This window comes from Prochlorococcus marinus str. MIT 0918, assembly GCF_027359415.1.
Classification (GTDB): Bacteria; Cyanobacteriota; Cyanobacteriia; order PCC-6307; family Cyanobiaceae; genus Prochlorococcus_E; species Prochlorococcus_E marinus_C.
In genome coordinates, this window is record NZ_CP114780.1 from 1,078,226 (window position 1) to 1,099,058 (window position 20,833).

19 protein-coding genes and 1 tRNA gene are annotated in these 20,833 nt (G+C 36.0%); 4 read left to right on the plus strand and 16 right to left on the minus strand.

Features of this window, described 5'->3' with window-relative positions; all coding sequences use genetic code 11:
• From ppc to O5636_RS06035, 7 genes are all read right to left on the minus strand, one after another.
• Positions 1 to 3,030 carry a phosphoenolpyruvate carboxylase gene (gene ppc, locus O5636_RS06005; RefSeq protein ID WP_269621910.1) on the minus strand — a complete coding sequence of 1,010 codons (3,030 nt, stop codon included), beginning with the start codon at positions 3,028 to 3,030 and terminating at the stop codon, positions 1 to 3.
• Positions 3,027 to 4,172 (minus strand): glutamate--cysteine ligase, encoded by a 1,146-nt coding sequence (gene gshA / locus O5636_RS06010; protein WP_269621911.1) that lies wholly within the window; start codon positions 4,170 to 4,172, stop codon positions 3,027 to 3,029. Before gshA ends, ppc begins: the two co-directional genes overlap by 4 nt.
• 3 nt (positions 4,173 to 4,175) lie before the next feature.
• The gene (locus tag O5636_RS06015; protein WP_269621912.1) at positions 4,176 to 5,693 is read right to left on the minus strand and encodes an anthranilate synthase component I family protein; all 1,518 of its coding nucleotides are present in this window, start codon (positions 5,691 to 5,693) and stop codon (positions 4,176 to 4,178) included.
• A gap of 51 nt (positions 5,694 to 5,744) precedes the next feature.
• A complete protein-coding gene (locus O5636_RS06020; protein WP_269621913.1) occupies positions 5,745 to 6,170 on the minus strand; it encodes a photosystem I reaction center subunit II PsaD in 426 nt (141 codons plus the stop codon).
• 107 nt (positions 6,171 to 6,277) lie between these two features.
• A complete protein-coding gene (locus O5636_RS06025) occupies positions 6,278 to 7,657 on the minus strand; it encodes a sensor histidine kinase (protein ID WP_269621914.1) in 1,380 nt (459 codons plus the stop codon).
• The gene (gene rodA, locus O5636_RS06030; RefSeq protein ID WP_269621915.1) at positions 7,657 to 8,892 is read right to left on the minus strand and encodes a rod shape-determining protein RodA; all 1,236 of its coding nucleotides are present in this window, start codon (positions 8,890 to 8,892) and stop codon (positions 7,657 to 7,659) included. The genes O5636_RS06025 and rodA overlap by 1 nt, the downstream gene beginning before the upstream one ends.
• Positions 8,893 to 8,943: 51 nt before the next feature.
• Complete coding sequence (locus tag O5636_RS06035) at positions 8,944 to 10,020, minus strand: Mrp/NBP35 family ATP-binding protein (RefSeq protein ID WP_269621916.1); 1,077 nt, start codon at positions 10,018 to 10,020, stop codon at positions 8,944 to 8,946.
• Positions 10,021 to 10,096: 76 nt separating this feature from the next.
• Between O5636_RS06035 and hemF the strand changes: the two genes are divergently transcribed.
• On the plus strand, positions 10,097 to 11,140 hold the full coding sequence (gene hemF / locus O5636_RS06040) for an oxygen-dependent coproporphyrinogen oxidase (protein ID WP_269621917.1): 1,044 nt from the start codon (positions 10,097 to 10,099) through the stop codon (positions 11,138 to 11,140).
• On the opposite strand, the gene O5636_RS06045 is transcribed toward hemF, so the two are convergent.
• Together O5636_RS06045 and O5636_RS06050 are read right to left on the minus strand one after the other, a co-directional pair.
• Positions 11,088 to 11,825, minus strand: coding sequence for an N-acetylmuramoyl-L-alanine amidase (locus O5636_RS06045; RefSeq protein ID WP_269621918.1), 738 nt, complete (start codon positions 11,823 to 11,825; stop codon positions 11,088 to 11,090). The genes hemF and O5636_RS06045 overlap by 53 nt on opposite strands.
• A gap of 92 nt (positions 11,826 to 11,917) precedes the next feature.
• On the minus strand, positions 11,918 to 12,472 hold the full coding sequence (locus tag O5636_RS06050; protein WP_269621919.1) for a cofactor assembly of complex C subunit B: 555 nt from the start codon (positions 12,470 to 12,472) through the stop codon (positions 11,918 to 11,920).
• Between the two features lie 121 nt (positions 12,473 to 12,593).
• Here O5636_RS06050 and O5636_RS06055 point away from each other — a divergent pair, with 121 nt between their 5' ends.
• Positions 12,594 to 13,238 (plus strand): ribonuclease D, encoded by a 645-nt coding sequence (locus O5636_RS06055; protein ID WP_269621920.1) that lies wholly within the window; start codon positions 12,594 to 12,596, stop codon positions 13,236 to 13,238.
• A gap of 10 nt (positions 13,239 to 13,248) precedes the next feature.
• Here the strand turns inward: O5636_RS06055 and O5636_RS06060 are convergent, their stop codons facing one another.
• Both O5636_RS06060 and O5636_RS06065 read right to left on the minus strand, forming a co-directional pair.
• A complete protein-coding gene (locus tag O5636_RS06060; protein ID WP_269621921.1) occupies positions 13,249 to 13,518 on the minus strand; it encodes a hypothetical protein in 270 nt (89 codons plus the stop codon).
• Positions 13,519 to 13,563: 45 nt separating this feature from the next.
• Entirely contained in the window at positions 13,564 to 14,844 is a 1,281-nt protein-coding gene (locus O5636_RS06065) for a lipid-A-disaccharide synthase-related protein (RefSeq protein ID WP_269621922.1), read from the minus strand.
• 6 nt (positions 14,845 to 14,850) lie between these two features.
• Here O5636_RS06065 and O5636_RS06070 point away from each other — a divergent pair.
• A tRNA-Cys gene (locus tag O5636_RS06070) sits at positions 14,851 to 14,921 on the plus strand.
• 178 nt (positions 14,922 to 15,099) lie between these two features.
• Here the strand turns inward: O5636_RS06070 and O5636_RS06075 are convergent.
• From O5636_RS06075 to purM, 3 genes are all read right to left on the minus strand, one after another.
• On the minus strand, positions 15,100 to 15,225 hold the full coding sequence (locus O5636_RS06075; RefSeq protein WP_269621923.1) for a hypothetical protein: 126 nt from the start codon (positions 15,223 to 15,225) through the stop codon (positions 15,100 to 15,102).
• A 792-nt stretch (positions 15,226 to 16,017) separates the two neighbouring features.
• Positions 16,018 to 16,629 (minus strand): histidine phosphotransferase, encoded by a 612-nt coding sequence (locus O5636_RS06080; RefSeq protein WP_269621924.1) that lies wholly within the window; start codon positions 16,627 to 16,629, stop codon positions 16,018 to 16,020.
• A 141-nt stretch (positions 16,630 to 16,770) separates the two neighbouring features.
• On the minus strand, positions 16,771 to 17,808 hold the full coding sequence (purM, locus tag O5636_RS06085; RefSeq protein ID WP_269621925.1) for a phosphoribosylformylglycinamidine cyclo-ligase: 1,038 nt from the start codon (positions 17,806 to 17,808) through the stop codon (positions 16,771 to 16,773).
• Between the two features lie 132 nt (positions 17,809 to 17,940).
• Between purM and O5636_RS06090 the strand changes: the two genes are divergently transcribed.
• On the plus strand, positions 17,941 to 19,500 hold the full coding sequence (locus tag O5636_RS06090) for a bifunctional pantoate--beta-alanine ligase/(d)CMP kinase (RefSeq protein ID WP_269621926.1): 1,560 nt from the start codon (positions 17,941 to 17,943) through the stop codon (positions 19,498 to 19,500).
• Here O5636_RS06090 and O5636_RS06095 read toward each other — a convergent pair.
• Positions 19,487 to 19,963 carry a low molecular weight protein-tyrosine-phosphatase gene (locus O5636_RS06095; protein ID WP_269621927.1) on the minus strand — a complete coding sequence of 159 codons (477 nt, stop codon included), beginning with the start codon at positions 19,961 to 19,963 and terminating at the stop codon, positions 19,487 to 19,489. The genes O5636_RS06090 and O5636_RS06095 overlap by 14 nt on opposite strands.
• Positions 19,964 to 20,048: 85 nt before the next feature.
• Positions 20,049 to 20,828, minus strand: coding sequence for a phycoerythrobilin:ferredoxin oxidoreductase (locus O5636_RS06100; protein ID WP_269621928.1), 780 nt, complete (start codon positions 20,826 to 20,828; stop codon positions 20,049 to 20,051).
• Between the last annotated feature and the right edge of the window lie 5 nt (positions 20,829 to 20,833).

Consider the following 20,833-nt stretch of genomic DNA (forward strand, 5'->3'; position numbering starts at 1 on the left):
TTAACCTGTATTTCTCATACCTGCTGCAATGCCATTGATAGTTAATAAGGCTCCTCTAAGTAACTCACTACGACTATAAGTACGTTCAGAATCCCCTTGTGTTAATAACGTCTCACTAATTGGTGGCTGACGATTTTGATCACGAAGCCTGCGTAATAATGCAACTTGAATAAAGCCTAAAGGTACTATTGTTCGATTTCTTAAGCCAACGGACAATTGCAATGCAGGATCAGCACTTAATAATCTTGATTTGCCAGTTATTTCTAAGACTAACTTTTTTGTTAATTGATATTCTTTAGCAATGATTTCAAAAATCACTTTAAAAGCTGCTCGATTTTGATCACTACCCAAACTAGTCATATAATGGTGGGCTACCTGCAAGTCAACCTTAGAAAGAGTCATCTCGACTTTAGAAATTAACATGCGAAAAAATGGCCAACGCTGATGCAGCATTCTTAATAATTCAATTTGTTCTGGGGAAGTATTAAGCTCTTCTTCTAAAGCTGTCCCAACTCCAAACCAACTAGGCAAAAGAAAGCGACTTTGTGTCCAACCAAAGACCCATGGAATAGCTCGCAAACTAGAAAGATCTTTAGCACCTGCTTTTCTTCTTGCAGGACGACTAGATATTTGTAATTTACTAATTTCTTCTATTGGTGTTACCTCTTGAAAAAAGGCAACAAGATCTGGATTGTCATGAACAAGTGCACGATAATGCTGCCTTGAGCGTGCAGCCAAACGACTCATTAACTGATTCCACTTAGGTGTAGCATCTAATTGATTGGTTACTAAGCTATTCTGAAGAACAGCAGTTGTTACAGTCTCAAGATTATATAATGCAAGTTCAGGAAGACTATATTTAGAAGCAAGAACTTCTCCTTGCTCAGTAATTTTTATTCGGCCTTTTAAAGTACCACTTGGCTGAGCAAGTATTGCTTGATACGCAGGTCCTCCTCCTCTCCCAACAGACCCACCTCGACCATGAAATATGCGCAACGCAATACCATTATTACTAGCAAGGTTTTGGAGAGCAATCTGAGCTTGATGAATTTCCCAATTACTTGATAAAAACCCAGAATCTTTATTGCTATCTGAATAGCCAAGCATAAGCTCTTGCAATGGCAAGAGCTTTTCACCTACTCGAGGCATAGATTTCCTATATATCTTCAAATTGAAAAGCTCCTCCATCACAGATGGTGCATGTTGAAGATCTTCTACAGTCTCAAATAATGGAACAACCAAAAAGTCAAAGGTTGCTGACTCTAAAGCAATGTCGACAAGTCCAGTCTCTTTAGCCAATAAGAGAACTTCCAATAAATCAGAAACTGTATGACTCATCGAAATCACATAGGAACGACATATACGACTTCCAAATTCTTTCTGCAAACGATCAAGCATTCTAAATACAGAAAATGTTTCTTGAGTCGCTGGCGACCATCTAACTCCAGAAGGAATTAATGGTCTTAATGTTTGCAACTCCTCCTTTAACCAGTCCACTTTTTCCTCTTCTGTCATATCTGAATAAGACCTAGACAGATTCAAGTATTTAGTTAATTCATCTATTGCGTCACTATGCCTAATACTTTCCTGTCGTATATCAAGACTCGCAAGAGAAAAACCAAAAATATGAACCTGAGTTAAAAGAGTATCAAGATGTTCACAGCTCAAATTAGTTGCAACCAAGCTATCCCTAATAAGTTCCAGATCATTTCTAAATTCATCAATGGAACAATAATGGAGGCCTTCAAAAGACTGATTTAAATTATTTGATGAATTCGTTCTTTCTAAAGATGTCTCCCAACCAACATCAGCTAGTTCTTGATTTCGTTCTTGGGTAAAACGTAGTCTCTCAAGAGTATAACTAAGTTTTAATCTATAAGGCTCTAATCTATATCTAGCTGCTCTTTCTTCATACACATTGGGAAATCTTACTCTATCCATCTCTAAAGATTCCAGCAATTGAGAACTAACTTGACTCCATTGCATAGAAATACTCAATTGATCTCTTAATTCTTGAACCGAATGAATATAACGCTCCAACATCAATTGCCTCTGATAACAAGCTGTGCGCCAGGTAATCTCAGGAGTTACAGATGGATTTCCATCTCTATCAGAACCGACCCAAGAACCAAATGTACAAAATGCTTCTTGAGGAACATCTACATCTGGATAATGAGTTGATAAAGCAGAGCAAAGTCGGCGACGCAATTGTGGCATTGCATCAAATAAAACTTGTTGAAAGTAATGCAATGCATAATCAACTTCATCCAATACAGTTGGCTTGAATTGATGTAATTCATCAGTACGCCACCAGAGTCTTATTTCTTCCTCGAGATGTAATCGAAGACTATCCCTATCAGATGCTGCAATTATTTGATCTGACTGTAGTTGTTGCAACAAACTAGCCACACGTCTTTGTTTATGCCGAACTGTATGCCTCACAATTTCTGTTGGATGTGCTGTAAAGACTAGGCGTATATCCATTTCTCTTAATAAATCTTCCAGTTGGCCAGGAGGTACATTTAGATGCCGAAGCCGATCAAACAATTCACTAAAAGTCGCTGGGGCTGATTGACTGGCTAAAGGAGGTTCAAAAGGATCTATGCTCCTAGTATTTTTTTCCGTTTTTCCACTGCTAATGCTTTGTAAATAACTGTCTTCCTCAATTCTTTGTTCAAGAATATTAACCAATTGAAAATAAAGCGAAAATGCTCTTGCTGCAGAAATGGCTTCTGCTAAATCCATTTCACTAATCAAATTGACAATCTCATTGATTTGATTAGTTACTTCTCCACCTTTTACAAAACTAGGATTACTAAATTTTTTAAGTTGCAGAAGCCTTTCAGCCTGCTCTAGAGGACACTCACTACGAACAACGGTTTCCCATAGGTCTTCAACTAATTCCAAACGCTCCTTTAATAATCTTCCAGAAAAATGATCAGCTAAAATCTGATTAGAATCATTCTGAGCAGAGGCTTGAGAATCCGCTTTAATTGATAAATTGTCTTTAGTCGATTTAGTCATAATCATGGATAATTCACAGAAATACTGTTCACAAAGTTTTCTTTTTCTTCAGCCTCCATTTCTTGAATAGTTTGTTGCAAAAGATCAGATAAAGAAATTCCATTCGTATAACCATTAAGCCATCTCATTGACTGGTTACCTTTGTTCAGCACTTCTTTAATCGGTTCAAGTAAATAGAGCACATTCAGTTCAATTGCTAATGGTGTCACTTCTAAGATTAATTCTTCGATCCAATCACGACAAAAAACCGTTTTACCTGTCTGCCAATCATGCAATGTTGCATTCAAACTATTCTTTGCTACCTCTTGCTCATTAATATCACTTAAATCAGAAAGTTCATCGGGGGTAAGCGTACTTCCTTTCAACGGATCTAATTTTTCAGGATTGTTAATTAGGCTAATTACTCTTAATTCAAGCAATGCTGTAATAGCTAAGAGCAAATCACAATTAGTGATCAAATCGCAAATGCGAAGTTCTAAACGGTTTAATTCATAAGGCCTCCTAACACCATTTGGCCGGACAGCTGTCCACAAATGGCGTTCATTACACATAACCCCTTTACCCAATTGGTCTTCTATCCAATCGACATAATGCAAATGATTTAAAAACAAAGGTACTTTGGCTGGCGTTTTGGGAAATTGGTTCCATCTTTGTGAATGAAAACCTGTTGCAGAGCCATCTAAGAATGGCGAACTTGCACTTAATGCTAAAAAAAGTGCCGCTTCACATCTGACCAAGCGTAAAGCGGAAAAAATTAAATCTAAATCTTCAATCCCCAAATTGATATGTATGCTAGCTGTAACTACTTTGGTTCCATAATTCAATTCAATAAACTCATGATAAGAATTAGTCAAATCAGATCTTTCAAAGTTCGAACTATCTCCTAATGACAACGTACTTCCAGGTAAAATAGTTAAATCTTTTTGAGCCAACCATTTCCGCAATCTTCTACGAGGTTCTAAAAGTAATTCTTTAATACTTTGATAATTTCTTTCTGGTTTTGTAATATATTCTAAATTCCTTTGATCAGGTTCTTTAACAAAATCAGAGAAGTTATTAGCAACCTGTTCGGAAACACCTATATGTTTACCTGTGTATAAACCAGTAAATAGTTCAACTTCAAAACCTTTAAGTAAAAATAGATTCATAAATCAAATTAAAGCGTCTAAACATCCCAAAGCTGTAAGCATTCCTTTAGCTTTGTTGACAGTTTCTTTAAATTCATTGGAAGGAATAGAATCTGCAACAACTCCTGCACCAGCCTGAACTTCCACTCTATATTCTCCGTTTGATTGTCGATTTACTATCATAGTACGAATAGTGATTGCAGTATTTAATGCTCCATTTAAATCCATAGATCCATAGACACCTGAATAAGGGCCTCTTTTATCTGACTCTAATTCATTAATTAATTGCATTGCTCTTATCTTTGGAGCTCCAGAGACAGTGCCAGCAGGAAATGTTGCCATCAACAAATCCCAAACATCCATTTCAGAATTTAATAATCCTTCTACCTCACTAACGATATGCATTACATGCGAATATTTTTCTATACACATCAAGTCTTTCACAGAAACAGTTCCAGATTGACATACTCTGCCCAAATCATTTCGCCCTAAATCAACAAGCATTACATGCTCTGCAAGTTCCTTGGGGTCAGCCAACAAGTCCTTTTCTAATTTGAAATCTTCTTGCTCGGTATTTCCTCTCGGTCTTGTCCCTGCAATTGGTCTCACAGTAGCTAATATCTGATTCCCAACCGGTTTTGCTTGGACCATGACTTCTGGACTTGAACCTATAAGTTGCCAATCACCGAAATCATAAAAAGCCATAAAAGGTGAAGGATTAACAATCCTCAAACTTCTATACAAATCCAAAGGTGCATGCTTTACTTTAGCGCTGAATTTTTGACTTAAAACAAGTTGAAAGACATCTCCTTGAGCAATATATTCTTTAGTTTTTTTCACAGCACCTTCAAAATCTTTTTTGGCCCAATTACTTTTTACAGAGTCTGGAATATTAGTTGGAGGGTTCCATTTCAAAGGTTCCATAGATGGTAAAGATTCTGACATACGCCTCTGAATTTCTTTCATGCCAGACAATGCTTGGTCATAGGCACTGTCTACTGATTTCTCACTAGTTAAATCCCCATAAGAAATTGCTGTAATAAGCCTTTTTACTTGATCAAAAAGCACAAGCCTATCCATAAACATCCAAATGCCATCTGGAAGTTTATTTTCATTACGAGAATGAACAGATACTTTTGGTTCTATCCATTTGATCAACTCATAACCCCACATTCCATAAAGTTGGCCTAAAGATGGCAAGCCAGGAATAACCTCAGAGTGATATGGAGATAAAAAACTCCTTAATAAAGAAAAAGGATTACCAGTAAATTCTTCAATAACAGAGTTTCTCCAAGTTCTAGTAATTTTATCTCCTCTTACAGTTACTACCCATAACGGATCTGAAGCCACTACACTCCAACGTCCTAGTGTATCTCCACCTTCAACAGACTCCAGTAAGACGCCTGGGGGCTTACCTTCTCCAATTTTCAGCCATGTACTAAGAGGCGTCTCAAGGTCAGCAGGCCAACTACCAACTAGTGGTATATAGGTTAAACCTCTTGAAGCAGCTCCTATGAAAGACTCACGATCAGATATAGACATTCACTTATCATTGCAGCCCTAGAAAAGAAAAGATAGTAAAAACTTTTTTCTTCAGGAGTCGAAAGTATTTTTTCCAGTAAATTTAATACTTGCTGGATTTGGATTTTGACCAATTCTCCTAGCGTTATGATTGATTATTGAACGTCCCTCATTAACTTTTTCAGGAAACACTCCATCTTTAGGATGAAGATACTCTGTATCTCCACCAGGGAAAATTCGATAAATTTTATAATCTTCTATTCTTGGTTTAAATCCTCTTAATTGAGTACCAAGCGCTAAGCATTGCTCTTTACGCGCGAAATACATTATGTTTTCGCCCTCATTCATCTTTGCTGCTCCCCCTGTAGGAAGCTCAAAGGCTTGAGATTTCTTGCTGGTCCAGGTTATGGCGTATTTTTCTTCTGTCTCAGCAGAATTAAGTAAACCACCGGTACTGCCGATGTTTTGAGGAAGGGTACCTTTTAAAACTTCTGTCATTGATCTTTTGCAATTCGGCAATCAATTACTTGTTGAAAGTAGCACTATCTTTTGTACCTTTTATCACTTCGTTGGTAGAACCTTCACACGAGTCAACATTCATGTGATTATTGCTGTGTTTCAGCTATAGGAAAAAAGACAGTTATTCCACTATCTTTTCTGCTTGTCAACCTGCCTCCAAGACTAGCCAATAACCTTTGAGTAGCTGCTTGGCTCAACTGCAAACTACCTGTATTTGGATTCCAACTTAGAACAGTACCTAAGTCAGAATTGTTATTCATTCCAATTTTTCCAAGCTCCCTAGAATTAGAAGAATTACTTGTGATTTTCAATTTCAAACGATGTCCAGCTGGTTGCAGCTCTAAATAAAGGGTTCCTCCAGGAGGAATTCCTCGAGTATTTCGATCTATTAGTCCGCCTAACATCAATTCCAGTCGTTCAGGGTCACTTAATACATGTGGCAAGTCAGGTGTGATATTTAAACAAAGATTCACTCCTCTACGCTCAAGCTGTTTTTCCCAAACTGGAAAAAGGATTTTTAATATTTTTCCTAAATCAGTACTAGCTAAATTGGATTTTTTAGTTTGATTCCTTTCAAGTTCTACCGCATTGAAAATCAACCCAAACCTATCAATTTGCTCAGTGCATTCATCATCTATTTGCTTTAATCTTGAAAGAACTACCTTTGACAAATCCTCTTTGCGAAGAAGAGAACGAATTAAGGTTCTTATAGTTGCTAAAGGAGTACGAATCTCATGTGTCAAAGCTTCTAATAAAGAGATCTCACCATTCGTTTGATTGTTTAAATTTCCTTCTTGTTCTATATCTCTATATGTCTGAATATTTAGGCTTGGTGCAATGCCAGCAAGTCTTGAAGAAATAAGCGGCCAAAAGATTTTTGAAATATCTTCATTACTTTTCAAACTCCCTAAATCTGCTAACGAATCACGAATTTGTTTCGAAAATTGAGGCTTTTCAAAATTCAACCTATGGTCCAAAATATTTAATACATCAGTCAAAGTTTCCGGATCTGATCTCATCAAAAGGTTTCTTTCACCAGGCTTTCCTTGTAAAGCAAGTGCTATCTGTACATCTGGAGTGATTACGATTAACAAAGGATCATGACCATCTTCTTGAAGTAAAGGCAACCTAGTGAAATGAGGTGAGACGGAAACATTTTCGGCAGCAATTGATCTCAAAGAAGCCGGAGGTAGTAATGCTGTATTAAGAAAGTTTAATCTTGATAATTCATCAGGAGCCCATACCCATCCCTTTAATCTATTTAACAACTTAGGTTCATAAAGAGCTGGCAATGGAGAAGCAAGCCACAAACCTTTCTTAAGATTCATGGGTAACAAAATCTCATCTTGAAGCGTATCCAAAGCAGCCCACCATAATCTTCTAACAATTTCCTCATCCACTCTTCCAACAGGAACACCTTCAGCCATTCGCTGTTGGATTGAACTAATTGTGAACTGATTTACCACTAATTCTTGTTAAAAGATCTTGATCTACGCTCTACAGAAAGACAAAGCCCCAAAGCCATAAAACTAACTAACAATGCTGTTCTCCCATAACTCATAAATGGTAATGGAATTCCTGTTATTGGACCCAGTCCAATAGTCATAAAAATATTAATTACCATTTGAAACATAATCATAGTCGCGACTCCTATTACTACTAAAGACTCAAACCTTGTGTATGCATTTCTAGCAATTTTTAAAAGGCTAAAAATTAACAAAAAGAACACACCAGAAACAAACATAGTACCAATAAATCCAGTTTCTTCTCCCAAAGCACTAAAAATAAAATCCGTATGTTGCTCTGGTATAAATCGTAATTTTGTTAATTGCCCTTGTAGTAATCCAGTGCCAAAAAGCCCGCCTGATCCGATACCAATAGTACTTTGAATAAGATGATAACCCCCACCAAGAGGATCCTGCGCAGGGTTTAAAAATAAAATCAACCTATCTCTTTGGTAATCCTTTAAAGCATTCATCCAAAGCCAAGGAGTAACCCATGCAATTACAGTTAGACTACTCACTGTAAAAAAAGCACTAAAATATTTTTTTGGTAATGAGCGATACGCCAAAAATCCCATAATTGGAATCCATAAAAACAGGCCAAAATTCCAAATTCCTACCAAAATAGCTGTAAAAATTCCTGATAAAAAAAGCAAGAGCCATTCCAGAGGCATACCTGCCCAAAAAAGCATCACTAAAAGGACTGCGCCAAAAACTAAAGATGTTCCCAAATCAGGCTGAATAAAGACCAAGAACCATGGAATTGCAATCACGCCAAAAGGCTTCCAGAGCTGCTTTGGAGTATGAAATTTTTGACGCTCAAGAATTGACGCAAGAACAAGGATCACAATAAGTTTTGCAATTTCAGATGGCTGAATATTTACGCCTCCAATACTTAACCATCGCTGAGCTCCTAAAGCTGATACTCCTAAAAACCGTACAGCTATCAGGCTTAAAATACTCAAGGTATATAAAGGCAATAATAAATAGCGCAATCTTGCTAGATGTATTTGAGAAATTATCAATGCAAGCAGAATTCCAACACCAGCTGTAATTAAATGTTGGTACCATGCTACAAAAGCTAACTGTCGTTGTGTACTTGCAATCAAGACACTCGATAAAACGACTAAGCTAATAGGAGCTATTAATAATACTGAATTAAAATCTTTGAATTGTTTCCCACTAAATCTGGTTCTCATTGATAGTCTTTGGTTTTTGAAGCATGAATAAAAAACATTAGACATTAATCCCTATAGTTCTTTAAAATTTTGTAAGAAGGAGCGTACAAGATTATTAAAAGCTTTTGAGGTCTCAGAATTTGGATACTGAATAACGATCGGAATTCCTTCTTGTGGATTCTCTAAAGAGTTTATTTCAAGAGGCAGTTTTGCCAATAAGGGAACACAGTTTTCTGTCGCCAAAGTTTCCCCCCCGCCATTTCCAAACAACTCATATTGACGTCTTGGTTCATCAGGAGTGATAAAAATAGACATGTTTTCTATTACGCCAAGTATTGGTACATTCATTTGCTTAAACATAGCTAAGCCTCTTCTAGAATCTTGTAGTGATACTTTCTGAGGTGTTGTTACTATTAACACTCCACTCATCGGTACTGCTTGCGCGAGAGAAAGCTGAGCATCTCCAGTCCCAGGCGGTAAATCAACGATCAGAAAATCTTTTTCTCCCCAATTTGCTTGATATAAAAATTGTCTAATAATCCCATTCAACATTGGACCACGCCAAATAACTGGCTGATTCTCATCAATTAGTAATCCCATAGAAACCATTCCAATTCCATATATCTCAATCGGAATAATTTTCTGATCTGCACCACTACCAATAACTTCTGGTGTCTTCTCCGTAACTCCAAGCATGATTGGAGTATTAGGACCATATATATCTGCATCTAATAAACCAACTGTATATCCATTATTAGCCAAAGAACATGCAAGGTTTACAGCAACTGTACTTTTACCAACACCACCTTTTCCACTACTCACTGCAATAACATTCTTAACTCCTGGAATTCTTTGCAATGGTGCCATTTGTCCATGACCAGCACTGCCAATTTCTGAATTACTAGAAGCTGTATTGCTTAATTCAATCTGAACTTCTGAAATTTCATTAAAATTCTCAACAATGATTTTAATTTCATTAGCAATTCTCTCTCTTTGACTTTGAGCAAAGCCTGGCAAATTTAATCTAACAATTGCTTTTGGTGGAATTACTCGAACTTGATCAATCCATTTAAGTTCTACTATTGAATGATTACTTCCAGAATCCTTAATGGAAGACAATTCATGAATAACTCTCTCTTCAGTCAGCATAATTTTAAATCATCTTTCACTAATCTTAAGAGGGTAATCCAATGAATTAGCCTCTTAGAGAAAAATAAAAAAAGCTGTGGCATCTAAGATAAAAACCGCTCAACCTCCTTCAGATTCCAGAGAGAGAGCTAAAGCTTTATTATTAGGTTTACAAGACAAAATTTGCAATGGATTAGAGCAAATAGATGCGGAAGGAAAGTTTCAAGAAGAATCTTGGGAAAGAGAAGAAGGTGGAGGAGGCAGATCAAGAGTTATGCGTGAAGGGAGAATATTTGAACAAGGTGGAGTGAACTTTTCGGAAGTACAAGGAGAAGAATTGCCTCCATCAATAATTAATCAGAGACCAGAAGCTAAAGGGCACAATTGGTTTGCAACTGGAACTTCTATGGTTCTACATCCACAGAACCCTTATATACCAACGGTTCATTTAAATTATCGCTACTTTGAAGCTGGTCCTGTTTGGTGGTTTGGAGGGGGGGCTGATTTAACTCCTTATTATCCTTACTTAAATGACACTCGTCATTTTCATAAAATTCATCAAGAAGCCTGCGATTCTATTAATCCATCTCTTCATAAAGTTTTTAAACCTTGGTGTGATGAATATTTTTACTTAAAGCATCGAAATGAGAGTAGAGGAGTAGGAGGGATTTTTTTCGATTATCAAGATGGCTCAGGACTGCTGTATAAAGGCCAAAATACAGATAGCAAAGCTGCAATTACTTCAAAAGAAATAGGAGAGCAAAGCCTTACATGGGAAAAATTGTTTTCTTTAGCTAAGGCCTGTGGAGAATCATTTTTACCAGCATTTATTCCAATCATTGAAAAGCGACATCATCAAACATATGGTGACCGTGAAAGAGAATTCCAACTTTATCGAAGAGGAAGATACGTAGAATTTAATTTAGTCTGGGATAGAGGAACTATTTTCGGGTTGCAAACTAATGGAAGAACTGAATCAATCCTGATGTCTCTGCCACCTCTAGCAAGATGGGAATATGGGTTTAAAGCACCACCGGAATCAAGAGAAGCACTATTAACCGAAGTATTTACACAGCCACAAGATTGGTTTACTGATAAGAGTCTTGAAGAAAAATGTAGTCCTCTTTCAGCTGTGGATTAAATGAATTCCTGGAATTTATACCTTCCAAAAATGCATTAACAATATATTCTGCAATTTTTTCTATTGTTTGATCTCTAGAATCAATATTTCTCAAGTTCTTCTCAAGTTCCCCTTCTAATTTACCTATCTCTAAAATCCTAATATTTCTTCTTGGAGCTCCTAAACCTCCTCGAAAAAAAAGAGGATAACGACCAAAAGTTCGTGCAAGTGATTCATCAATATTATTTAGTTTTTTCGACAAAGGAGGAATTAAACCTGAACCTAAACCATATGCTCCATAAGAATCAAAATGTATCTCCAAAACATATCCTCCTTTAGCCGCGAATTTTGAGCCTACCGACCAATTAGTATTGAAATCATTTTCATCGACTATTGTCCTAACCCTCGAATCATAAGAACTAATGTTTAAGCCTTTTTTTTTACCTAATCTAACTACAGCTTTCATAACTTTTAAATTCCAAAACAACTCATCACTGACTGAATTATCCATAGGAGGCAAGCCATTTACACCTACTGCCTCCCCTGGAGTACCAGACCCTTCAATACCTTGTGAATCTGCATGACCAGCCATAACTAAAATGGGTATAGAACTCGATACAGTTCGATTACCTTTCCAAATAGTTTTTTTATGAAATCGTGGGCCAAGAAAAATGTCTAATGGTTCAGCAATAGAAAATAAATGCAAAGAAAAAATTGATAAAAAAATAAAAAATAAAAAATAAAAATTTGCAAAAGTAAATTTCTTAATTAGAAAAAAACTTCTACTATTCATATTGATTAAATTGGGGAAGAAGTTAATGAACCATCAGTAGTTAATTTAAGACTATTAGAAAGCTCTAGATCTATAGCAATCAACTCATCTCTATGAGCTCTTACTCGTAACAGACTTCCTGCTTGATTAACAGAATCTATTAGTTTTATCTCTAAATATTCAATTCTAGAAGCTCTACTTCGATAATATAAGCCTGCCAAAGGTCCTATAGTTATAAACATCAATGGCCACCAACCTACGTTAGAATAAAGTTGGCAAATAACAAGTCCTAAACAACAACCTCCAAGTCCACAAAGTATTGATAAAAATACAGCTAATACTCTACTATATGAAACATTTCCATTAAATCTCAGCACTTGTTTTTCTGCATCACCTCCATCTCTTCTCCAACCTCTTTTTTCTAACCAATCACTAATTCCATTTAACACATCTATTGGAGGCAAAGGTGAAGAAACATCTACAACTGTTGTCCTGTCTTTACTAGCTGCACGCAAAAAGAAGCCTAGACCAATAGCCAATAAAATTGTTAAAATAAATGTTGAATAATATGAAGATTGCATCTATACAATAATGAAAAGGTTTGAGTGTAAATAATCTAAAATTTTTATTGATTAAATAGAGCTATTTAATCAATAAAAAGCATTTTTCTATCTCATTGATTCTAATCTACTTTTTGAACGTATGACAAGCGTGGATAAAAAACCTGCAAGTTTTAGAGTCTTTAAACAAGATCTAAACGAAGAAACCAAGCAGAATTTTTCGAAAAAAGGTGCCCTAGCTATCGATACAGAAGCTATGGGATTAATACATGGTCGAGACAGGCTATGCTTAGTCCAAATTTGTGATGATGAAGATAACGTCGCTTGTATAAAAATCGATCAAGGGCAAAAAAGTGCTCCTAATCTAAAAGAACTCTTGGAAAATAGTTGTATTGAAAAGGTATTTCATTTCGCAAGGTTTGATGTCGCTGCACTTGCAAGTAATCTTCGCATATCAGTAAACCCTATATTCTGTACAAAAATTGCCAGTAAAATTGGTAGAACTTATTCTCCCAGGCATGGCTTAAAAGAAGTAATTTTAGAACTTGTTGGAGTAGAACTTGACAAACAAGCTCAAAGCAGTGATTGGGGACGAACAGAAGACCTCTCTGAGAAACAACTTGCATATGCCGCTAATGATGTTCGCTATTTGCTTTCAGCTAGAAATCAACTTGAAAAAATGTTAATTCGAGAAAAAAGATGGGAACTAACGCAAAGATGTTTTCAATGTATCCCAGTGATTTGTGATTTAGATCAAATGCGCTTCCATAATATTTTTGAACATTAAAAATCAACTTTCAATCCTCCACCATAAAATTTTCTTCATCTGCAAGAGCCTCCAATAAATTGTCCAACTGATTATTTCTTGTTTTTCCTTCTATTTCAGAAACTGAACGAATTTCATTTAAAAGATTTATTGCCACATCTTTTCTAGAAGAAAGATCCTTAGCACCTTTAGAAGCAGCTACAAGATCTATTTTCTTTTTTGCAGCAGAGATACTGATACTGAGACAAGAAGCCAATTCAGCACAAACTTTTAAATAATCATGTTCTTTGATACCTGACATACGGAAAAGACTAAAGCTTAAGTATCTCTCTTCTTGCAACCAAGCTCAAATCTTGAAATCTTCTCTAAACAATAATTCTGAAATTAAATTAGCAATGGCTGCACTTCCCCCGGCATCCCCCATGCGCTTTTTTCCTATATGAGCTAATGAATCCCTAAGCCGAACATTTTGAAGCAATAAAGTCACTATTTGAGAAAAGTTCTTGCTGTTTTTGCAAGGAATTACAGCTCCACCAAGCAATCTACTCTGTCTCAGGGCAAAACCCTTTTTAAACTGAGGTCCATTCCCTGGCAATGAAACACAAGGCACACCAAGTCCTACAAGCTGCTCAGTTGCAGTCCCTGCATTTGCGAGGCCAACCTCAGCAAATTGTGCCCATTGATAAAACTTTCCTATTCCAATAAAGATTTTCATCGAATCTTTTTCAAACAAAGCATTGGCTAAAAATTCTTGCTTAGCAAACAATTTCTTTGTAAACCCTGCATTAATTAAATACTGCTCAAGATCATCAATAGAAGGTTCGGAGCCAATCGCTACCAATATTGCTAAAGGAATTTTACTTTCAATAAGTTCAAGAGAACTGAGTAATCTTTTGAAATTACTCAAAGATTCAGGCATTCTACTTCCACAAAGTAATAGTAAGCGTCTATATCCAATCAAAGTAGAAGGCATTTGCTTACTTTCAAAGCCATCCATCATTGGATTACCAGGTGCTAAGGCTTTTATATGATTTTTAGCTAGAGAACGAGCCGTTAATTTATCTCTAACAACAATAATTTTGGATCGAGGTGATCTCATTAAGAGCATCTCCCAAGGATCCCATTCTGTCCCCTTTATTCGATGATACAAATCACCAACAAAAGACTTTGGATATGTTTTCCATGTGTAATCACTTTTTGGAGTCCCCATAAATCCAAAAGAGCCTCCACTACTCCATGCAAAAACAAGAGGCAGTAAATCGCCTACAGCAAAAATAAAACTCCCACTCTTCGCAGCATTCTTTACAGATATCCAATTTCGCCAAGTAACGCACAAAAGGCCTGCAAGAATATCTGCTACAAAACCTCTAAAACTTTGATTACTAAAGCCGCCACTAGGCAAGCGTAAAGAAGTGCCTATTTTGACCAACCACCGTTTTGAGATCGCCTCTGAAAAAGTTTTCCCTTCTCCTACTAAAGGCAAAATTTGCAGCCTTAATTCTGGTCGTAATTCATGAAGAGACTCTAGAATTCTTAAAGCAATAAGGTCTTCTCCATGACCATTGGAAAGAACTAAAACTTTTTTACTCTGCTGACTGATACGATCCAAAGGTGAGGTTTTTCTCACACCCTCGGCGGCATGGCCAAGCGGTAAGGCAGAGGATTGCAAATCCTTTATCCCCAGTTCGAATCTGGGTGCCGCCTTCTTACCTTTCCTGAACATCAGTTGCAGGAACTCAATTATCAGGTCTCTCTTACGCATTCACGTTGATCGGTGACTGGTCGATATCAGGGACACTTCGATGCCTTTGCTTGCATCCCCTTCTTTGATTGTGTCAATTACCGACCAAGATGCCACATGGGATTTGAGTTTCATCTGAAATTACCTCTTTAAACAATCATCACCAGTTATCCCAACTAATGGATCATCTTCAAGAGTCAGAAGAAATATAGTGGAACACTGCATGTATTCACGTTGGAAATCTGACAAGAATGATTCAAAAGACATTGACAGAAATCCTTTCTTTGAAGTGATAGCAGCCCAATCATGATTAACCTAATCAACCGAAAATATGAGCTTTCATCCAAGAATCGAATAAAAAAAAGGCGCCCTCAACGAGCAGCGCCCTATTGGACAAGTGTGTGAGGAGTGTCCTTTATCACTCTATACCAAGAAAAAGACTTTTCAGGAAATTCTTAAAAAGACTTGCCGCATTAACTTGTTTCTTAGCAAAAAGAAACCTTGCACCATTTCAAAGAACCTATAGGGGACTAGTTGAAAACCGCGAAAATCGGAAAAAATACCAATCTCTAATAAAAATTAAATGCAATATAAAATAAAAATCTTAAGTCTTACAATTATTAAGATGTTTAGCGTTCTTTTCAACAAGATTATAAAGTTATCAAATTAAAAAATCTATTGAATCAATGGAAAAAACACAACCCCAGTCATTTCTATACTCTCTTTTCTGGGTCGTTCAAATTTCTGCGATTATCATAGCTTCCCTCGGAGCACTAATAGGCTTTGAAAAAGTATTCTTTCCTTTTGCAAATTAAAGGATCCAAATTAGAATTGATAACTGGAAATCCGTAGGGAAGGAAGTGCATTATTTTGAGTTTTATATTTAATATTCACTATCAGCAACACACTTACCAATACAAGCTACTCTATTAATTTTAGTTCTTTTGCAATGGATACATAGTATTTTATTTATTTCTATTTCTTTGTCTAAATTCAATTTACATATATTATTTTTATTATTATTTAATGAATCGAAAAGAGAATCATTCATTATCGAAATTAATCAGTAGTAACCACTGATGCTGAATTAGAAGAAGGTGGTAAATCAACTATTTGCAAAGGGAGTGAACTCTCTCTTGGTGGTTCTTTAGAGGGTGAATTTTTTTCAATTTCTTCTTTAGCACATGCTTCCAGAGCCTCTCTTAATAAAGAATCAAAAGTAGCACCTGGAAGTCTATGTCTAGCAATCTCAAGGAATGTTCTAGGCAAAGATTCTGTAGCAGCATCTTTTAAAGCTGGATTATTCCTTCTATGTTCTTGTTCACCTTCAATTGCTCTAATAAATCTGAGTGTAACTTCATGCTTAGTTGATGCTTTTATCAAAGTGTCATTATCTTTATTTGCATTCTCACCTTCTAAATCATTAATTCTTCTTTCAAGACTATCTAGAACCTCCTCAGCCTCTTTAAAAATATGGGCCAATTGGCCATCAGAGAGATTAGGTAAATCAGCAACATATACCTTCCCATGATCCCTCAATGTTAAAAATGTAGGCCTTGGGCCTTGTCTATTATCCATTTGAGAAGTGCTTCCGCCTAAAGGCCTTCTAGGAGGGACAGGCCCTGCAGAACTACGTCTACGTGTTAAACGAGGTTGATTTTCAGATGACATTGAACTAATTCAAGATCTAACTTCGCAGCTTCCGAAAGAATATTCGGTTTGCATTATTAGAATTTTAGTATCTAACATCTTAAACATTAGGTCAAGAGTAATTGTTTTTTAATAAGGCAAAAAAACTTTTCCACATACAAATTAAATAGGCACTCCTCTAATTACAGATTCTTCATTACGTCTTTCCTCTTCTATTTGGCCGATATGCCATGCAGAAAAGCCATTGTCATGACAAATATCCAGGATTCCTTTTAGGTAGTCAGGTGAAACAATTAAACAAAAGCCAATACCTAAATTAAAGGTATTCCATAAATCAGCTTCTGGAATCTGACCTTTGTTTTGTAACCATTGATAAAAATAAGGAATTTCCCATGAGTTTCGATTAATTGCGGCTTTTAATCCTTTAGGTAGAATTCTCGGCAAATTTTCTGGCAGACCTCCTCCAGTTATATGAGCCATGCCATTAAGAGGTATTTTTTCTTGAAATATGGATTGAATTAAACGAACATAAATCAAAGTGGGTTGAAGCAAAAAATCAATCAGAGAAATTTTATCGGGACCAAAAGGCATATTTTTGTCAAATTCAGTCATGGACAAGACCTTTCGAACTAGGCTAAAACCATTGCTATGAACGCCAGAGCTTGCAATTCCCACAAGACAATCACCTGGCTTGATATATTTGCCATCCACAATTTTCTTTTCTTCAACTACTCCTACACAAAACCCTGCCAAGTCATATCTTCCATCTGGGTAGAAACCTGGCATCTCAGCTGTTTCACCACCCAATAAAGAACAATTAGCCTGCTTACATCCTTCCGAAATCCCACCTATTACCTCTACTAGAGCTTCAGGGCACAATTTACCAGTAGCGACATAGTCAAGAAAAAACAATGGTTCTGCACCACTAGTAATGACATCATTGACACACATTGCCACCAAATCGACTCCAACTCCAAAATGAGAATGCTCTTCTTGAGCTAATTCAAGTTTCGTGCCAACTCCGTCTGTACCAGAAACCAAAACAGGTTGATCAAAACCTTTCGGTAAACGCATGAATCCTCCAAAACCACCTATTCCTCCAATAACCTCAGATCTAGAAGTTTTATCTACACTTGATTTAATTCGATGAACAAAATCTCTTCCTGCCTCAACATTGACACCTGCAGATTTGTAATCCATGGTTTTAATAAATTATGCTTTTGCTTGATCTCTGATCTTCATTGCTAGTCAAAGATTTAGCCAGTGTCTCACAAATACTTTGCTTTCAAAAGAGACTGCGAAAAGGAGATTACAAATTATTGGTATTAAATCGTGGAGAACTTAACCATCTTACGCAGCAATAAGGATTTACAAGATTGGCAAAAAGACAACAATCTTGGAATTAACTTCGTTCCTACGATGGGAGGATTACACAAAGGTCACCAAGAATTAATTAAATCCGCCAAAAATTATTCTGAGAAACAAATCAATACTCAGGTATTGTTAAGTATATTTGTTAATCCTCTTCAATTTGGAATTAACGAAGACTTTACCAAATATCCCAGAAATCTTGATCATGACTGTGAATTGGCATATGAGGCTGGAGCAAATATTATTTGGGCTCCATCTTTAGAAGATATTTTTCCAGGAGGAAAAGAATCTCATTTCACAATAAAAGCACCTTTAAAGCTACACAAACAATTATGTGGTGCCTATAGAGAGAATCATTTTGATGGAGTCGCAACAGTAGTACTAAGACTTTTAAAACTTATAAAGCCAAAAATGCTTTTTCTAGGTGAAAAAGATTGGCAACAACTATTAGTTTTACGCCAATTAATATCTGATCTTGACTTAGAAGTGAAAATCAAATCAATTCCAACCATTAGAGAGGAAGATGGGCTTCCATTTAGTTCTCGCAATTTATACCTAAGTCAACAAGAAAGAGCAAACGCCTTGCTTTTACCTTCATTGATGGCAAAAGCATCTAGAGATTTTAAATCTAATATATCGATTGACCTCAACCAGATGAAGTCATATTTAGAACAAAATAATTTAAAAGTTGAATATATAGAAACAGTAAATTGCAAAAATCTTACTAAAGTGAATCATCGTGAAAGTAAGCTTTGCTTATTGGCTGCAGCTATCCAATCAGGAAGCACGCGATTAATAGACCACACATTTTTAATGAAAAGAAATCCTATTGTTGCTATTGATGGGCCAGCAGGAGCAGGCAAAAGCACAGTCACTAAAGCATTTGCAAAACAATTAGGTTTAATTTATTTAGATACGGGCGCAATGTATCGTGCAGTTACATGGTTTATCCAGAAAGAAAACATAGATATTGGAAACCATAAAGATCTGGTAATGGCTCTAGAGAATATAAATCTTGACATTCACCTATCTCAATCTGGCGCACAGCATGTTTTGCTAAATAATGAAGATATTACTCATGAAATTCGTTCTCCAAAAATTACTTCACAAGTTTCTTTAATAGCTGCAAATAAAGAAATCAGAAATAAATTAACCAAGCAACAACAAAAATTAGGCCAAAAAGGAGGCCTTGTAGCCGAAGGCAGAGATATTGGAACAGCAGTATTCCCAGATGCCGAGTTAAAAGTTTTTCTAACAGCAAGTCCTAAAGAAAGAGCAAAAAGAAGAGCTCATGACTTAAAAAATCAAGGTTTTGAAGTGCCAAATTTATTAGATTTAGAAGAGCAAATTAAAGAAAGGGATAAACTTGATAGCACAAGAGCAATAGCACCATTGCTTAAAGCTAAGGATGCACAAGAATTAAAAACTGATGGAATGAATGTTGATGAAGTTATAGAGACCTTAATATCTATGTTTAGAGAAGAAATACCAGAAGAAGTATGGTCAACTAAAACTTTCTAAGCTCTACAAGTAATTGTTCAATCGCATCATCAAGAAGGTCCAAAACATCCTCAAAACCTTTTTCTCCGCCATAATATGGGTCTGGAACTTCCAGAGAATCTGTATTGTTTGAATATTGAAGTAAAGGTTGAATCTTTGCTTTAAAAGGCATCTTTAACTCCCTTGAGAGAGACTCAACATCGGCGAAATTTGAATTATCCATAGTTAAAATTAAATCAAAGGCATTAAAATCATCTAATGTTATTTGTCTAGCTCTACTTTCAATAATAATTCCTCTACTTAATGCTGCTGATCGCATTCTCGAATCTGATTTTTTCCCGACATGCCAAGCACCAGTACCAGCAGAATCAACTTCACAATAGTTGTTTAATTGATATTTTTTCAGTTTATAAGAACAAATTGCTTCTGCTGCTGGGGAACGGCATATATTTCCTAAACAAACAAATAAAAGTTTTTTTTTCATTGCTCTAATAGAATAAATTAAACTAACTATTGCATCATATAAGAGAAGTATTACATAAATTTAGATTGGATTTGAATTTAATGCTCTATATTTTAAAAAGGACTTGATGAATATATTCCTCGGTCCATTTCTTACCATAAAAACGTGTCAACATACTTCTAGCAGGATCCTTAGTAGCTCTATAATCAAAATATGACTTTTGACCTTTAAAAATAATACGAGAGCGATCTTCCGATACAATTTCAGCTTCTTGAATTAATTCCAAATAAAGAGAAAGATATTCTTTAAATGCTCTTTGAAGAATATTAGATATTATTAGATCACTTTCTTGATCCAAAGGTAGTCTTGTCCATAAAAAACCAGGCGAGAAAAATGGTTCAGCATCTTTCGGTAAAGGACCACCATCTGGAAGTAATGACTGCCATCGTTCATGCAGCGGAATTAAACGAGGCCATACATTCCTTGTATGTAAATCATCCATCTTTAGTGCAGGTTGCAAATCTAACGCCAATAAATGTCCATTAGGCAAAGTTACAAAATCAGCCCCAAAAAATGGCAAGTCATATTGATGAAAAGGGTTTATAAGCAAATTAAAAACAGATATATCACTCCCTTTGCCTGCTTGCAAACAAGCTGCTCGAATTAATCTAATCTTTTTTGTTTTAGAGGCCCAAGTCGAAGTAGTAACTTCAAATGGGTTTAATTTCGTGCCAGTTAGAACTTTTCTATATAAAAAGTCTTTGGGGATTGGATAAGGTTCTATATCAAGTACAGATAATTCTTGTTCCAAATGACTTAAAAAAGGAGCCCACCTCCATTGAGGTAAATGTAATGGTGACAAACTATTAACACGGATTTCTTGCATCTATT

Excerpts from the sequence above, each read along its gene's own strand:
- ppc (WP_269621910.1), bottom strand. The coding sequence starts at position 3,030 with ATGATTATGACTAAATCGACTAAAGACAATTTATCAATTAAAGCGGAT.
- gshA (WP_269621911.1), bottom strand. The coding sequence starts at position 4,172 with ATGAATCTATTTTTACTTAAAGGTTTTGAAGTTGAACTATTTACTGGT.
- O5636_RS06015 (WP_269621912.1), bottom strand. The coding sequence starts at position 5,693 with ATGTCTATATCTGATCGTGAGTCTTTCATAGGAGCTGCTTCAAGAGGT.
- O5636_RS06020 (WP_269621913.1), bottom strand. The coding sequence starts at position 6,170 with ATGACAGAAGTTTTAAAAGGTACCCTTCCTCAAAACATCGGCAGTACC.
- rodA (WP_269621915.1), bottom strand. The coding sequence starts at position 8,892 with ATGAGAACCAGATTTAGTGGGAAACAATTCAAAGATTTTAATTCAGTA.
- O5636_RS06035 (WP_269621916.1), bottom strand. The coding sequence starts at position 10,020 with ATGCTGACTGAAGAGAGAGTTATTCATGAATTGTCTTCCATTAAGGAT.
- O5636_RS06050 (WP_269621919.1), bottom strand. The coding sequence starts at position 12,472 with ATGCAATCTTCATATTATTCAACATTTATTTTAACAATTTTATTGGCT.
- O5636_RS06055 (WP_269621920.1), top strand. The coding sequence starts at position 12,594 with ATGACAAGCGTGGATAAAAAACCTGCAAGTTTTAGAGTCTTTAAACAA.
- O5636_RS06060 (WP_269621921.1), bottom strand. The coding sequence starts at position 13,518 with ATGTCAGGTATCAAAGAACATGATTATTTAAAAGTTTGTGCTGAATTG.
- O5636_RS06075 (WP_269621923.1), bottom strand. The coding sequence starts at position 15,225 with ATGTCTTTTGAATCATTCTTGTCAGATTTCCAACGTGAATACATGCAG.
- O5636_RS06080 (WP_269621924.1), bottom strand. The coding sequence starts at position 16,629 with ATGTCATCTGAAAATCAACCTCGTTTAACACGTAGACGTAGTTCTGCA.
- purM (WP_269621925.1), bottom strand. The coding sequence starts at position 17,808 with ATGGATTACAAATCTGCAGGTGTCAATGTTGAGGCAGGAAGAGATTTT.
- O5636_RS06095 (WP_269621927.1), bottom strand. The coding sequence starts at position 19,963 with ATGAAAAAAAAACTTTTATTTGTTTGTTTAGGAAATATATGCCGTTCC.
- O5636_RS06100 (WP_269621928.1), bottom strand. The coding sequence starts at position 20,828 with ATGCAAGAAATCCGTGTTAATAGTTTGTCACCATTACATTTACCTCAA.